The organism is Ruminococcus sp. AF20-12LB (assembly GCF_003478985.1).
Classification (GTDB): domain Bacteria; phylum Bacillota; class Clostridia; order Lachnospirales; family Lachnospiraceae; genus Blautia_A.
Genome location: NZ_QUGH01000010.1, coordinates 97,206 through 113,454 on the forward strand (window position 1 = coordinate 97,206; position 16,249 = coordinate 113,454).

Genomic DNA, 16,249 nt, shown 5'->3' on the forward strand with positions numbered 1-16,249 from the left:
CCCATAACTCGCCATGTACGCTGATGCGTACCTGGCTCAGACAGATGGGGCTTACTCTGGGGCTTGTGGAAAAAAATATAGCGCGGGTGGGGTGTGCATGCTATAATGATTAGGATTATAGTGCTGTCGGCTGTTTTTGGGGGCGGCGGTGGTTTGTTTTTTGTTTGAATGGGAGGTCTGGATATGGCGGAGTCTATGAAGGATTTTGAGAGGGAGCTGGAGGCTTCTTTTAAGAGGATCGATGAGGGTGATATTATCTCAGGGACTGTTGTGAGTGTGGATGAGTCGGGGGTTGTTCTTGACCTTAAGTTTTATGCTGAGGGTTTTATTCCGGTGGAGGAGTTTTCCCGGGTGCCGGGGTTTAATATTAAAGAGGCTGTTCAGCCGGGGGATGAGGTTCAGGCGATGGTTCTTCGCAGGGATGATGGTCAGGGGAATATTCTTCTTTCCAGAGCGGATGCTGCGGATGTGCTTGCCTGGGACAGGCTGAAGGAGCTTCAGGATTCGGGTGAGGTGCTGGATGTTGTTGTGAAGGGGATCGTTAACGGGGGTGCCATTGCTTATGTTGAGGGAATCCGTGGGTTTATTCCGGCATCCAGGCTTGATCTGGAGTTTGTTGAGGATACTGAGGTGTTTCTGAATAAGCCGATCCAGGTGCGGGTTATCGAGGCTGATAAGGCGAAGAAGAGGCTGGTGCTTTCGGCCAGGGAGATTCTTCGTGAGAGGGCTGAGGTGGAGAGACGGAATAAGATTTCCAATATCCAGGTTGGTTTTGTGACTGAGGGTACGGTTGAGAGTTTGCAGCCGTATGGTGCTTTTGTGGATCTTGGGAACGGGGTTTCCGGGCTGGTGCATATTTCTCAGATCTGTGAGAAGAGGATCCGGAAGCCTTCTGAGGTTTTGAATGTTGGGGATAAGGTTAAGGTGAAGGTTATCGCGATCAAGGATGGTAAGTTGAGCCTGAGTATTAAAGAGGCATCGGATCTGATGGCTAAGGAGGTTGAGGAGGAGTCTTTTGAGCTTCCGGAGTCGGGGGAAGAGGCTACTACTTCCCTGGGTGCTTTGTTTGCAAATATTAAATTATAATTATTTTGGATGAAAAAGGATGGATGTGTATGAAAAAACCGGAGAGAATATTTGTAATCGGACATAAGAATCCGGATACGGATTCCATCTGTTCGGCTATTGCTTATGCGGATATTAAAAACAGAACTACGCAGAATAAAAAATATATCCCGAAGAGAGCGGGGCAGATCAATGAGGAGACCAGGTATGTGCTGAACCGTTTTGGCGTACAGCCGCCGGCTTATCTGGGAAATATCGGTACTCAGGTCAAGGATATGGATATTCGGACCAGTCCGCAGGCGGATAAGAGTATGTCGCTGAAGAATACCTGGGATCTGATGCAGGAGAACGGGATCGTTTCTCTTCCAATCCGGGATAAGGATGGGTGTCTGGAGGGGCTTGTGACTATTGGTGATATCGCAAAGACCTATATGGATACTACAGACAGTTATCTTCTTTCCAACGCGAGGACGCAGTATCGGAGAATTGCCGAGACTGTTGGCGGTGAAGTGGTGGAAGGTAACGGGCACGGATATTTTGTGAAGGGGCGTGTGCTTGTCGGTACTGCCAACCCGAAGATGCTGGAGGGCTACGTTGAGGAGAATGATATGATCATCATGGGTGACCGTGAGGAGGATCATCTTCAGGCGATCAGCCAGAATGTAAGCTGTATCATCGTGGGGCTGAATATCGTGGTTTCCGAGAAGGTTGTGAAGCTTGCTCATGAGAAGAATATCGTGATCATCCGGTCTCCGTATGATACGTTTAATATTGCGCGTCTGATCAACCAGAGTATTCCGGTCAGCTTTGTTATGAAGCGGGATAACATGGTTACGTTTAATACCGAGGATTTTACGGATGATATCCAGGATGTTATGATCAAAAACCGTCACAGAGCGTTTCCGGTGATCAATCCTCATGGTAAGTGTATCGGTACGATCTCCAGACGTAATTTTCTGGATATGCATAAAAAGAAAGTGGTTCTTGTGGATCATAATGAGGTGGATCAGGCTGTTGATAATATCGAGAAGGCGGAGATCCTTGAGATCATTGATCATCATAAGCTGGGTACCTTGCAGACCATGACGCCGGTTGCTTTTCGTAATGAGCCGGTGGGATGTACGGGCACGATCCTTTATGAGATCTACGGAGAGCAGAGACTGGAGATCCCGGAAAAGATCGCGGGGCTTCTCTGTGCGGCTATCATTTCCGATACATTGATGTTTCGTTCACCGACCTGTACGCAGACGGATAAGATCGCTGCCAGTGCTCTTGCGCTGATCGCGGGGATCAAGATCGAGGAGTTTGCCCGGGAGATGTTTTCTGCGGGAAGTAATCTGAAGGATAAGTCTCCGGAGGAGATTTTTTATCAGGATTACAAGAAGTTTATCGGTGAGGGTAATGTTTCCTTTGGTGTTGGTCAGATCAGTTCCATGGACAGCGAGGAGCTTAAGGAGATCAAAGAGAAGCTGATGCCGTTTATGGTGAGTGAGTGTGGTCGTCATGATATCACGAGAGTTTATTTTATGCTGACGAATATCCTGGAGGAGTCTACAGAGCTTCTGTTTTACGGGGAGGGCAGCCAGCAGATGGCGGAGATCGCTTTTGAGCGGAAACCGGATGGAGATACCTTCAGTCTGCCGGGTGTGGTTTCCAGAAAGAAGCAGCTGATCCCGGCTATGATGGAGGCTGCTCAGATGATGAACAGCGATTATGCATAAGAGGTGACGGAAAATGGCGAAACAGTTATGGAAGCCGGGGAACATGATCTATCCGTTGCCGGCTGTAATGGTGAGTGTTACCGATGGTGAGGGGAACGATAATATCATAACGGTTGCGTGGACGGGTACGGTGTGTACCAATCCGGCGATGGCTTATATTTCTGTCCGACCTTCCCGTTATTCCTATGATATGATCCGGAAAACGGGTGAATTTGTGATCAATCTGACAACGGAGGAGCTGGCGTTTGCAACGGATTTCTGCGGGGTCCGTTCTGGACGTGATGTGGACAAGTTCCGGAAGCTGAACCTTACGAAAGAGAAAGCGCAGTTTGTTTCTGCACCGATGATCGGGGAGGCTCCGGTTTCAATCGAGTGCAGGGTGCGTGAGGTGAAGGAGCTGGGGTCTCATGACATGTTTCTTGCTGATGTGCTTGCGGTCCATGCGGATGAAGCTTATATGGATAAAAATAACAGGTTTTGTCTCAATGATGCAGGTCTTCTGGTCTATTCCCATGGGGAGTATCTGGCGGGTGGCCGGAAAGTGGGAACCTTTGGCTATAGCGTAAAGAAGAAGCAGCAGAAATCGGAGAAGGCAGAGATGGCCGGAAAGTTAAAGACGTCAGGAAAGCCAGGGATGTCAGAGAAGTTCAAGACATCGGGAAAGTCAGGGACGTCAGGGAAGTTAAAGATGTCGGGAAAGGCAGGGACGTCAGGGAAGTTAAAGACGTCGGGAAAGTCAGGGACGTCAGGGAAGTTAAAGACGTCAGGAAAGCCAGGAATGTCAGGGAAGTTAAAGATGTCGGGAAAGGCCGGGAGAGAGAAACGGTAGGTTCTGCGGAGCCGTAACGTTTGTTGAGATTTGGCAGCTGTTATGCTAAAATGAAAGGGTACAGTATGAATAATATTACACTGATAGGGATGCCTGGTGCGGGGAAGAGCAGCATCGGTGTCGTACTTGCGAAGGTACTTGGTTACCAGTTTATTGACTCAGATCTTCTGATCCAGAAGGCGGAGAAAAGGACTCTGAGTGAGATCATCGCGGATGAGGGGACGGAAGGCTTCAAGGCGATCGAGAATCGTGTGAATGCTTCGATCCAGGTGGAGAATACGGTGATCGCTACCGGTGGAAGTGTGGTTTACTGCGATGAGGCTATGCAGCATCTGAAGTCTGAGGGTGTTGTGGTGTATCTTAAGATCTCGCTGGAGCTTCTTTCCAGGCGTCTTGGTAATCTTAAGGGACGTGGAGTCGTGCTCAAGGAGGGACAGACGCTGGCGAGTCTTTATGATGAGCGTGTTCCTTTGTATGAGAAATATGCGGATATTGTGGTGGATGAAGAGGATAAGGATCTGGAGGGGAGTCTCCAGGTTGTGCTTGAGGCATTGAAGAACAGGGGAGATAAGGCGTAACTGTTGGCTTGTGGAAACGGTTTGCTGGAGTGTTTCGGGTCATGGGTTGTGACAGGTTTTCGTCATAAATTGTTTACAAATCTGAAATATGTGTTATAATATACAACTGACCTAAAAAACGGTATTGCGGAACGTTTGTTCCTGCAGTAAATTCAGAGAAAGTTTCTGCTCATAGAGGAGTAAATAATAGAGGTGTGTTATGGAACAGTATGTGATTAAAGGCGGCAATCCTCTGGTTGGAGAAGTGGATATTGCTGGTGCGAAGAATGCGGCGCTTGCGATATTGTCAGCAGCCATTATGACTGATGAAACTATATTGATCGAGAATCTGCCAGATGTAAGGGACATCAATGTTCTGCTTGAGGCGATCTCCGAGATCGGGGCTCAGGTTGAGCGTATTGATAAGTCTACTGTAAAGATCAACGGTTCTACTATCGGCAATCTCAGCGTGGATTATGAGTTTATCAAGAAGATCCGTGCTTCTTATTATCTTCTGGGTGCTTTGCTTGGTAAGTATAAGCATGCGGAGGTTCCGCTTCCGGGTGGATGTAATATCGGCAGCAGGCCGATCGACCAGCATCTGAAGGGTTTCCGTGCTCTTGGTGCGGATGTTGATATCTGTCATGGTGCTATTGTTGCCAAGGCGGAGAATCTGCATGGTAGCCATATTTTCCTGGATGTGGTTTCTGTTGGTGCTACTATTAATATCATGATGGCTGCTTCTATGGCGGCTGGTCGTACGATCATTGAGAATGCTGCGAGGGAGCCGCATGTTGTTGATGTGGCGAATTTCCTGAACAGTATGGGGGCGAATATCAAGGGTGCCGGTACGGATGTGATCCGTATCCGTGGTGTTGAGACGCTTCATCGTACGGAGTATTCGATCATTCCGGACCAGATCGAGGCTGGTACGTTTATGTTTGCTGCTGCGGCTACTCGTGGTGATGTTACTGTTCGTAATGTTATTCCAAAGCATCTTGAAGCTACTACGGCTAAGCTTGAGGAGATCGGGTGTGAGGTTGAGGAGTTTGATGATGCGGTTCGTGTCCGTGCGCCGCATGTGCTTCATCGTACGCATGTGAAGACGTTGCCTTATCCTGGTTATCCTACGGATATGCAGCCGCAGATCGCGGTTACTTTAGCTTTGGCTGAGGGTACGAGTATTGTTACTGAGAGTATTTTTGAGAACCGGTTTAAGTATGCGGATGAGCTTTCACGGATGGGTGCCAATATTAAGGTGGAGGGGAACTCTGCTATTATTGATGGTGTGAGGAAGCTTACGGGGGCGCGTGTGAGTGCGCCGGATCTTCGTGCGGGGGCTGCGCTTGTTATTGCGGGGCTGGCTGCTGAGGGTGTTACGGTTGTTGATGATATTGTTTATATCCAGCGTGGGTATGAGAATTTTGAGGAGAAGCTCAGGAGTCTTGGGGCTGAGATTGAGAGGGTTTCCAGTGAGAAGGAGATTCAGAAGTTTCGGCTGCGTGTTGGGTGATGGTTGGTGACAACTGGTAATGACTGGTAACGATTGATGATGATTGGAAATTTGAGTTTTGCGTTTTTGGGAGAGTTCCTGGGTGTTTGTGCCTGGGGGCTCTTTTTTTTGTGTGGGTGGGGAGGGAGGGACGAATGGAGGCACGAACGGTCAGTCTGCCAGCGGGGCGGCTGCATGGTCGTGCCTGGTGCGGTCGTTTCGCCGGGTCATACTAGGCGTCTGAGTCTTCTGCCGTGCAGGGCGCCCCATAACTCGCCATGTACGCTGATGCGTACCTGGCTCAGACAGATGGGGCTTACTCTGCGGCTTGTGGCCGCAGAGTACCTTCCCGTCAGAAGCCCCAGGCGCCAAGTATGACCAGCGGCTTACTCCGACGCACCGGGTCCCGACCATGCAGCCGTCCCGCTGGCAGTCTGTCCGTTCTGGTTTTTGGGAGTGTGAGGTGTGGTGGTCTGACGGGAGGGTGGTGGGCCATCAGCGCTGCGCTGGATGGCTGCAGGGGCTGAGTTTCCTTGTGGTGTGCTGGGAGGGTGGTGGGCCATCAGCGCTGCGCTGGATGGCTGCAGGGGCTGAGTTTCCTTGTGGTGTGCTGGGAGGGTGTGGGCTATCAGCGCTGCGTTGGATGGTTGCAGGGGCTGAGTTTCCTTGTGGTGTCCCGGGAGGGTGTGGGCATCGGCGCTGTGGTGGATGCAGTGGAATGAGGTTTTGGCGGTTTTTGTCGAAGGGTTTTTGTTGACTTTTGATGGTGGGGTGGTTATACTGAAGATACATATCTGGGAACATTCTGGGCCGTTCGGCTATCTGATCCCCATATGGTTGGTTGTATAAATATGGCGGGGAGGAGCCGGTTGGTTGTGTGAGGTTTTTTCTTTTGCCATCATAGTGAAAGGAGGAGTCTTATGCAGAGGAAGCGGCTTGAGGATATGAATCTTCTGGATGATTTTTTGTTTAACGCGGTGATGACGTTTCCTGGTATTGGTGAGAGGTTTTGCAGGTTGCTGCTGCAGGTGGTGCTGGGGCGTGAGATCGGGAGGCTGCGGGTTGTTGCGCAGAGGGCTTTTGGTGGCCGGGATGAGGGTTTTCGCGGGGCGCGGCTTGATGTTCTGGCTGAGGAGGAGCTGATGGATGTTTTGGCGGATCCTTCTGTTTTTGATATTGAGCCGGATAATAATGATGATGTTGTGAGTCTGAAGGATCTGCCGAAGCGGGTGAGGTTTTATCATGCGATCATTGACAGCCGGTGTTTGAAAAAGGGTGAGGGTTTTGGGAAGCTTAAGAGGGTTTTTGTGATCTTTGTCTGTTCGTATGATCCGTTTGATCGGGGTAGGATGGTGTATACGATCCGGAATATGTGTGAGGAGGTTCCGGAGATGGAGTATGATGATGGGCTGAGGACGGTTTTTCTGAATACGAAGGGGGATGGTGCGGGTGTGCCGGAGGAGCTGGCGGCGCTGCTTCGGTTTATGGAGGATACCAGGGAGGTGAATGCGGTAAATGATGTTTTGAGGGAGTTGCTGGAGATGGTCAGGGTTGTTAAAGAGGATGGAAAGGTTACGGTGGCGTATATGAAGAGTTTTGAGATTGAGCAGATGTGGATTAATAAGGGGATTGAACAGGGGATCAGTCAAGGAATCAGTCAAGGGATTGAACAGGGTCGGAGTGAAGAGAGGGCGAATACGTTGAGGGAGAAGGCGCGTGCAGATCGGTTGGAGAGGGAGCTGAGGAAGCTGCGGAAGTTGCGAAGAGGTAGAAGAGATGTTTGAGGCGGAAAGGTTACGGTAGCGTATATGAAGAGTTTTGAGATTGAGCAGATGTGGATTAATAAGGGGATTGAACAGGGGATCAGTCAGGGGATCAGTCAAGGAATCAGTCAAGGGATTGAACAGGGTCGGAGTGAAGAGAGGGTGAATACGTTGAGGGAGAAGGCGCGTGCGGATCGGTTGGAGAGGGAGTTGAGGAAGCTGCGGAGGGGTAGATGATGTTGTTTGGTTTTGGGAGAGTTCCTGGGTGTTTGGGCCTGGGGGCTCTTTTTTTGTGGGATGAATGGAGGGAGGGACGAACGGTCAGACTGCCAGCGGGGCGGCTGCATGGTCGTGCTTGGTGCGGTCGTTTCGCCGGGTCATTCTAGGCGTCTGAGGCGCCTGTCGTGCAGGGCGCCCCATAACTCGCCATGTACGCTGATGCGTACCTGGCTCAGACAGATGGGGCTTACTCTGCGGCTTGTGGCCGCAGAGTACCTTCCCGTCAGAAGCCCCAGGCGCCAAGTATGACCAGCGGCTTACTCCGACGCACCGGGTCCCGACCATGCAGCCGTCCCGCTGGCAGTCTGTCCGTTCTGTTTTTTGGGGGTGTGAGGGGTGGTGGTTTGCCGGGAGGTGATGGGCCATCAGCGCTGCGCTGGATGGCTGCAAAGGCTGAGTTTCCTTGTGGTTTGACGAAGGGGGTGGCATCGGCGCTGGGGTGGATGTGTTGTGGTGTTTTTTGTGGAGTTTTTGTGTAATATTTAAATTTATTTTTGGGGGATTTTGGATTATAATTATGGAAAAAGATGGTTGGCCTGATTGGTTGATTGATATCTGGAGTTATGGTGACTTTTTTGAGAGGCTTGAGAGAAGGTCTTTGGATGTGTGCAGATGAGAGGCTTGAGAGAAGGTCTTTGGATGTGTGCAGATAAGAGGCTTGAGAGAAGAGCTGCGGATGTATGCAGATGAGAGGCTTGAGAGAAGGTCTGCGGATGTGTGCAGATGAGAGGCTTGAGAGAAGAGCTGCGAATGTGTGTTGATGCAGGGCCTGTGTGAGCTTTAGATGTGTGCAGATGAGAGGCTTGAGAGAAGGTCTACGGATGTGTGTTGATGCAGGGTCTGTGTGAGCTTTAGATGTGTGCAGATGAGAGGCTTGAGAGAAGGTCTACGGATGTGTGTTGCTGCAGGGGCTGTGTGAGCTTTGGATGTGTGCAGATGAGTGGCTTGAGAGAAGAGCTGCGGCTGTGTGTTGCTGCGGGGGCTGTGTGAACTTCGGATGTGTGTTGCTGCGGGCTGTGTGATGGCTTCGGATGTTTGTGTTGGTCTGGTTTTGAGGGTGGTCTTTTGGGGGGCTGCCTGGGTTTTGGAAGGGGAGTGGGTTGTTTGTGTGATTATATGGTTTTGCCGCTTTTGAATTCGTCTTTTGAGCCTGGGAGGGCTCGGGAGGTTGTTGAGGGGTTTGTGGATGTGGATTTGAGGAATATTGCGCGGGCTGAGCTTTTTTATTTTACGGGGCGGGCTGAGGAGTGTTGTGAGATCACGAGGGGGTATCTGTCCAGCAGGGTTATTGAGCTGCGGCTTTCGGCGTGTATTTTGTATGGGTATTCTAATCTGACGCTGGGGAATGTGGCGGCGGCTAAGCGGGGGATGGAGGGAATCCAGTCCTGTTTGAAGCTGGCTATGAAGAAAAAGGTTCCTGCGGATGTTTATGCGTCCTGTCTTCTGGCGGGGTATGTGGGGGCGGTTTTGCTTCATCTGCCTACGGATGAGATGCCTGCTTTTGGGGAGTACAGCAGGATGCTTCCTGAGCGGCTGAGGCTTTTTGCCACGTATGTGATGGCGCACCATACTTATCTTAACGGGGAGATATGGAGTGCTTATGGGATGGGGAAGGCTGCTTTGTTTATGGCGGAGAGGCCGTATCCGATCAGTATGACGTATATCCACTGTATGATGGCGGTGTGTGCGATAAACCGAAAGCATAAGCAGGAGGCGCAGGAGGAGATGCTCCGGAGCTGGGAGCTGGCGAAGATGGATGGTTTTCTGGAGCCTTTTATTGAGCATCATGGGCTTTTGCGGGGGCTGGTCGAGGCTTGTATCCGGAATCGGGATCCGGAGGCGTATCAGCGTATCACGAAAGGGGTGATTTCTTTCAGCAGGGGCTGGATGGCGCTTCATAATCCGGAAAACCGGAGAAAGGTTACGGGGGAGCTGTCGACGATGGAGTTTTCTATTGCCATGCTGGCAAGTGGGGGATGGAGCAATAAGGAGATAGGAGAGCATTTGGGGATTTCCATTAATACTGTCAAGCATTACCTTACGGATATCTTTTGCAAGCTGAATGTCAAGAAGCGGGATGAGCTGAAGAAATTCATGTTAAAATAGTGACAGAGGCACTTTTTTATGAAAAAAAGTGCCTTACAAAACAACTATTAGTGTTGTATAATAAATACCACGAATAGTCAGATTTTATTGAAAAATCAGGCGAAAAGAACCAGTGAACGAGTAAGTTAAGAAGGAGGAGTTGAAGGCTGATTTTCGATAGCATCTGATAATGTCAGTATCCTTACCAAAAATGTCTGGTATATTGACACTACAATCACATAAGGGTAAAATATTGTAAAGGTGTAACCTGTTTACTCACCGGCTAAAAACATGAAGCTTTTTTAAGAGAAAGGAATATAAACAGAAGTAAAGTAATAAGAAATACAGTACACGTTAATGCACACACAGGAAAGCGGGAAAGGTATGAAGAAATTAAGGAATAATAAGATCAGAAAACTCCTGGCATTTATGGTGGCTTTGGCGTTGATGGTATCCTGTATGCCGAGTGCATATACGATCTCCGCGAGTGAGGCGTTCGGAGATGGAACGGAGGATATATTTACAGATGGCGAATTTACATCTGAACCAGCGGCCGAAGAATCGACACCGGATGTAAGCAGCGCTGACCAGGAGGAAACGGAACAGGCGCAGCAATCGACGCTTACATATGAAAATGATTCTGTTAAAGTAACAGCAGAGGCACTGGAGGACGGAGCTCTTCCGCAGAATACAGCATTGAAGGCTGACGGCGTAAACGAGAATTCATCCGTATCTTATGATACAGTTTCTCAGAAGCTTTCAGCAGCAGCTACAGACAAGGGCAGCAGCCTGAGAGGTTTTTTTGCGTATGATGTGTATTTTGCTGATGGCGACGGAAACAGAGTCGAGCCGAACGGCAGAGTCAGAGTAACATTTGAGTACAAGACACCGGCAGCACCGGAGCTTACCGATGCAGCCAGCACGAGTGTAACCGTTGAGAAGCTTCATTATAACAGCAGTACCGGTGATACTGATGTTAACACCTTACAGGCCAACGAGGATCTGAAGGTTCTGAATGTCAACGAGGGCAAACAGATCCAGACACTTCAGGTTGAGACTGGCAACGCAGCTGTTTTTGCCGTTATGTGGGATTCTCCTGAGACAGCAGATGTCGAGGCGGAAGCTGTTTCCGGTAATGGGGACGAGGTGTCTATCGCATCAGAGGAGCTTACGGACGGAGTGGATATTTCGGACGAGCCTGAGCAGGATGCAGCTGAGACACCGGCAGCAGAGAATCCGGAGGTAACTCCTGAGGCAGAGCCTTCTGAGGCTCCGGCGGAGAATCCGGATGCTGAACCTACCGAAGCGCCGACAGAGGATCCGGATGTGGTGGAAGAACCGGCAGAGGATATTGAGAGCCCGGAGGATGTTCCGGCAGCAGATGAGAATGGTGAGACAAGCCTGATCGAGGTTCTGGGAGACGATACGAATCTTCGTATCAGTCCATCTGTCGAGGCAGAGGTTCTGGCAACTGTAAACGCAGGAACACAGCTCACACTTCTGGATACCGTAACAGCAGAGGACGGAGCAACCTGGTACAAGGTTTCCTGGGAAGGAACCGAGGCTTACATAAGAAGTGATATGGCACAGGTTGTTGACAGCAGTGATGAGGCAGAAGAGCCTGAGGATGTGCAGGAAAGCGAAGAAGTTTCTTATTCTCAGGAAGTTGGTAATGTAGTTGTAACTGCAACAGCAGTGAAGGGCGTTATTCCGGAAGGTGCACAGTTTGTTGTGACTCCGATCGAGAAAGGTTCTGACCAGTATGCAGATATCGAGAAACAGCTTCACGAGGGTGCAGAAAATGAGAGTTATACAGTAGCAGGTTTTCTTGCATACGATATCAGTTTTCTGAATGACGATGGAACTAAGATCGAACCGCAGAACGGAAGTGTCAGGGTATCTATAGCCTACAAAGAAGCAGAAATCCCAGAAGATGTAGCTGAAACAGATACAGCACAGGAAAACATGAATGTATCTCTGGTACATTTTGTGGAGGATGCAAATGGTAATGTCACAGAAGTTGTTAATATGAGCAACGATGGACAGGCTGAAGTAAGTACAACCGACAATGGAGAGATTGAAAGTGCAAACTTTGAAACAGAGAGTTTTTCTACTTTCTCAGTTGTATGGTTGGCAGATGATTTCACTTCTGTACAGACAACGGGTAGTTATGGTGAGGAGAGCACTGTTGATAGTGCTGCCAGTGGTATTACTATCAATATGTTTAATTACAATACCGATCAAATAAATGAAGGTCATTCTTTGAAGTTTAGTGATGGACAGAATGGAGTAAGCGATTATAATAAGTGGACAGAGTCAGCTGATCCCTATTCTGGCATTATGAGAAATAAATTGGGATCAGATTCATATCCGACATTAAATAAGGGGGATAACGAGAGTAGTTCGTATTTATTCTCAACAGAAACAGATTCAGGCAAGGGCAAGGAGGTTTATTCTGGTGCAAATTACTTATTTAAAAAAGATGCAAATGGTTACTATGAATATGATAGTGCTACAAATTTTGCACAGTTTGATACAGAGACAAGAAAATTTACTGTATATAATGTACCAGGATCTTGTAAGAATGCAGTAGATTTACAAAAAGATTCGAAACATGGAAGTTTCTTTCCATTCAATACATTAGGTAATTCTACTTACAAGGGGATTTATGAAATTTCAGGAAACCCAGATTTCCATTTTGGTATGACAATGTCAGCTAAATTTATTCAGCCAAAAGACGGAAAAATTAATGGTAATGATATGGTATTTGAGTTTTCTGGAGATGATGATGTATGGGTTTACATCGATGGCGTTTTGGTGTTGGATATTGGTGGTATTCACAATGCAGCGTCTGGTTCTATTAATTTTGCTAATGGCAACGTTAGAGTTGGTAACAATAATAATCTAAATTTAAGAAAATTATTTGCTGATGCAAATACAACAGGAGATTTTGTTAGCGGAGAGAATCGTTTCGCAGATTATACAATGCATACAATTAATTTCTATTATCTCGAAAGAGGTGAGGGTGATTCCAACTGTAAGCTTAAGTTCAATCTTCCAACAGTTCCGAAGAAGTCGGTTACGGTTGAAAAACAGTTGAGTAATACGGATAAAGAGAAGTATGCAGATGTAGAGTTTAAATTTCAGTTACTTGTTCAGAATGACGACAGGAAGTATGTTCCATCAAGTACTGCAGGTATTTTAAGCGATGGTAGCGAAGTTAAGTTCAAGAGTGAAACAATAAATGACGTTTCCTACGCTAATGTGTTTACGTTGAAACCTGGTCAGCATGCAACTTTCTCTGGACTTGAGGAAAATAAGAATTATAGGGTTCAAGAACTTGATGTATCAGATGACAAATATGATCAGGTTTTAATCAATGGGGAAAAAGCAACAAATAAGAAGGGAAATGTTATTTCTAGTGAAGCTACAGTTGACAGTAGACCATGGGTAACGGTTACCAATGTACTCGCCAGTGTTGCAGAACTTGATTTCAAAAAAGTCAATACAAAAGGCGAGGCTTTATCCGGAGCAGGATTTACTCTTACTTCTCAGGATGACAATTCTAAAACTTATACAGCAGAGTCAGGTAACGATGGAATCATAAAATTTGAGAATCTTCCTTTAGGAACTTATACTTTAACAGAAACGAAGGTTCCGGATAATTATGAGAATCGAAATACCTGGATCGTAAAAGTTAAAAAGGATGAAGCAGGTACTGTTGTTGCCACACTTTATGAGGCTGATGGTAAAACAGTAGTTAAGGAAGATTCGAAGGATAGCTATTATCACATTGTAAACTATACGCATCAGGAACTGATCGAATCTGATGTGGAATACTCAAAGACAGCACATGTTACAGACTGGGAGAACAGAACGTATCAGATTGATATCTCTGCAGCGTCCAAGAGTAGAAGTTCATCAACTGTAGTTACTGGAGCAGCAGATATAATGCTTGTATTGGATGTATCTGGTTCAATGAGTAATGCTATTTATGAAAAAGTAGCAGATAATACAGAAGAAGGAAGAAGTAGCTTAGAATCTGGTAATACATATTATTTAAAATATAATAACGAGTATTATCAGATATGGAAATATAAGAATAGATATTATATTTCCGTAGGTTTAAAAAGGCGTGATATATCAGATAGTCGGTATGAAAATTGTGAAATTTTTACAACAAAGATGACAAGACTCGATGCATTAAAAGAATCCGTTAAACAGTTTATAAATTCGACTGCTGACAAATCATCAAATAGTAAGATTGGAATTGCCACATTTAGTTGGAATGAGCATGGAACAACAACTGATTTATTGGAACTTGAGAATAATAAGGGTACATTAATTGAGAAAGTAAATGGATTAAATGCAGATGGAGGAACTGATCCTGATTTTGGCCTTAGCAATGCATATGATAAATTAACTGAGGCAACTGAAAAGGGTGATACACTTCCTAAATATGTTATTTTATTTACAGATGGAGAGCCAACGGGAAATTCTGACGATATTTCACAAGGAACTACTTGGAGCACTGCTGCACAAAATAGAGCAGAAGCTACAGCAAAGAAGTTAAAAGATAATGGAGTTAGCATATATACCATAGGCTTTGCACTTTCATCGAGGGCTGAGAAATTCCTAGCGGGCGATAAACCAAATGGTTATCCGGGAATCGCATCCAGTGCGGAATGTGCTAAGGAAGCGTATGATGCCGCCGGTCTGAGTGAACTGTTCAGAACATTTGAGCAGACAATCTTTAATGATATTGATATTACAAATGCGACCATTACCGATACGATTGATCCAAGATTTGATCTTCTTGATGATAAAGGAAATATCATTACTGAAAAATCGCTTACAAATGGAACTCTTACACTTGAAAATGGCGGAGTGGTAAGTCTGGTTCATGGAAACTGGCAGGTACAGTGGACGAATGTTACAATCCCAAACAAGAATAAAAAGGAGCCATGGACTAAATCTCTTAATATTAAAGCGAAAGATACTTATATTGGTGGAAATGATGTTACAACCAATGTGAGGGATGGATCCAATATTACGTTTGGTAATGAGAAGATTTATTTGCCACAGCCGAAGGTTAATGTAAATGCCAAGATTTTTATCAACGATAAAGAAATTACCATTTACAAGGGTGATGAGATTCCGACAAATGAAGCAATTCGGAATGAGTTATTTAATGCGAGTGAGGTAACATCGTATAAAGATGGTAAGGTTGGAAAAGCAGACATTGGTAAGATTCAGTTGAAGTGGTATAAGAATTCGGAGTGTACGCAGCCGGTTGCAACAGATACAAAGGGAAATCCTGTATATGATTTGAGTCGATTAAGTGATTCAGATAAACAGCCAACAGCGGACACAAACTACTACCTTAAAGTAACGTATGATGCCGGAGCTCCATCGAAGCAAAGTAAGGAAAATACAGGTAATAATGTTGCTGGTGGAGAGGATAATATTCAGGAAGCAATAAATAATAACAATCCTTATGGAATCTACAAAATCCATGTGATTTCCGGTCAGATTGATATTATCAAGAAGGTAAATGAAAAATCCTCTGAATCTCGAACATTCCAGTTTAAGGTAACAAAAACTGAGAAGGGTAAAGCTGAAGCAATTGAGGGCAGTCCATTTACTGTTACTGTTCCAGCAAACTCCGATACAGGAACGGTTTCCGCTGCAGATAAAGAAAAACTGAGCAACCTTTCAAGAGGAACCTATGTTGTATCAGAGGGTGTTCCGGCTGGATATAGGATTACAGCTACAGATGTAGAGGAAACAAATTGTCAGAATTCAGTAAAAGATAATAAAACAACATTTATTCTTGGAAATGGTATTAGCACTAAGAGTGATGTTATTTCAACAGATTACAAATATGATCCAGCTGACGGAGGTGTATTGGGAAAGGTTTCCTACACCAACGAGTATTCCGTAAATCTTGACCTGAAGAAAGTTGATTCTAGTGGTAATAATGAATTGAGTGGAGCAGAGTTTACACTGGAAGTAAAAGATGGTACTACAGGGCAATTTGACGGTAATGCTTATAAGTCATTCGAGATTGAGAAAGATACTGTTGAGTTGAAGGATCTGAAACCTGGATTGTATAAACTGACAGAAATTAAAGCGCCAAAAGGATATTCATTATTAGGAACTAGTATCTATTTCCAGGTAAGACTTGGAAAAGTTACGCTTGTTAAAGAAGATGGAACCCCAATCGAAGTTCAATCTCAGTCAATGTGGACTTTGGATGAAGATAAGAATGTTTTGACAATTAAAAACACGAAACTTTATTCCTTACCAGAATCCGGTGGACCGGGAACCTATGGATTTACAATCAGTGGTGTAGCGATTCTTGCAACTGCACTCCTGTTGTTTATAAATAATAAACGAAGGGAGGAAGAAGCAAAGAGATCGTAACACATTAATTGTAAATGGCCGATGAAGGGCGA

At 46.2% G+C, this 16,249-nt stretch carries 8 protein-coding genes; all 8 read left to right on the forward strand.

Annotated elements, in window-relative coordinates:
• The first annotated feature begins 183 nt into the window (after positions 1 to 183).
• The 8 genes from DWX61_RS13230 (at position 184) to DWX61_RS13270 (ending at position 16,217) form a co-directional block, all read left to right on the forward strand.
• Positions 184 to 1,086, forward strand: a complete 903-nt coding sequence (locus DWX61_RS13230; protein WP_118625715.1) for a 30S ribosomal protein S1 — start codon at positions 184 to 186, stop codon at positions 1,084 to 1,086.
• A 29-nt stretch (positions 1,087 to 1,115) separates the two neighbouring features.
• Positions 1,116 to 2,786, forward strand: coding sequence for a putative manganese-dependent inorganic diphosphatase (locus tag DWX61_RS13235; RefSeq protein ID WP_118625717.1), 1,671 nt, complete (start codon positions 1,116 to 1,118; stop codon positions 2,784 to 2,786).
• Between the two features lie 13 nt (positions 2,787 to 2,799).
• Positions 2,800 to 3,615, forward strand: a complete 816-nt coding sequence (locus tag DWX61_RS13240) for a flavin reductase family protein (RefSeq protein WP_118625719.1) — start codon at positions 2,800 to 2,802, stop codon at positions 3,613 to 3,615.
• A 65-nt stretch (positions 3,616 to 3,680) separates the two neighbouring features.
• Positions 3,681 to 4,193, forward strand: a complete 513-nt coding sequence (locus tag DWX61_RS13245; RefSeq protein ID WP_044961515.1) for a shikimate kinase — start codon at positions 3,681 to 3,683, stop codon at positions 4,191 to 4,193.
• 199 nt (positions 4,194 to 4,392) lie between these two features.
• Complete coding sequence (gene murA / locus DWX61_RS13250; RefSeq protein ID WP_021651440.1) at positions 4,393 to 5,685, forward strand: UDP-N-acetylglucosamine 1-carboxyvinyltransferase; 1,293 nt, start codon at positions 4,393 to 4,395, stop codon at positions 5,683 to 5,685.
• An 899-nt stretch (positions 5,686 to 6,584) separates the two neighbouring features.
• Positions 6,585 to 7,448 (forward strand): Rpn family recombination-promoting nuclease/putative transposase, encoded by an 864-nt coding sequence (locus DWX61_RS13255; protein ID WP_118625721.1) that lies wholly within the window; start codon positions 6,585 to 6,587, stop codon positions 7,446 to 7,448.
• 1,446 nt (positions 7,449 to 8,894) lie between these two features.
• Entirely contained in the window at positions 8,895 to 9,812 is a 918-nt protein-coding gene (locus tag DWX61_RS13265; protein WP_286188083.1) for a helix-turn-helix domain-containing protein, read from the forward strand.
• 363 nt (positions 9,813 to 10,175) lie between these two features.
• Complete coding sequence (locus DWX61_RS13270; RefSeq protein WP_182434003.1) at positions 10,176 to 16,217, forward strand: SpaA isopeptide-forming pilin-related protein; 6,042 nt, start codon at positions 10,176 to 10,178, stop codon at positions 16,215 to 16,217.
• The last annotated feature ends 32 nt before the right edge of the window (positions 16,218 to 16,249 follow it).

Bases quoted from the DNA above. Each gene is read 5' to 3' on its own strand.
- DWX61_RS13230 (WP_118625715.1), top strand. From the start codon at position 184: ATGGCGGAGTCTATGAAGGATTTTGAGAGGGAGCTGGAGGCTTCTTTT.
- DWX61_RS13235 (WP_118625717.1), top strand. From the start codon at position 1,116: ATGAAAAAACCGGAGAGAATATTTGTAATCGGACATAAGAATCCGGAT.
- DWX61_RS13240 (WP_118625719.1), top strand. From the start codon at position 2,800: ATGGCGAAACAGTTATGGAAGCCGGGGAACATGATCTATCCGTTGCCG.
- DWX61_RS13245 (WP_044961515.1), top strand. From the start codon at position 3,681: ATGAATAATATTACACTGATAGGGATGCCTGGTGCGGGGAAGAGCAGC.
- murA (WP_021651440.1), top strand. From the start codon at position 4,393: ATGGAACAGTATGTGATTAAAGGCGGCAATCCTCTGGTTGGAGAAGTG.
- DWX61_RS13255 (WP_118625721.1), top strand. From the start codon at position 6,585: ATGCAGAGGAAGCGGCTTGAGGATATGAATCTTCTGGATGATTTTTTG.
- DWX61_RS13270 (WP_182434003.1), top strand. From the start codon at position 10,176: ATGAAGAAATTAAGGAATAATAAGATCAGAAAACTCCTGGCATTTATG.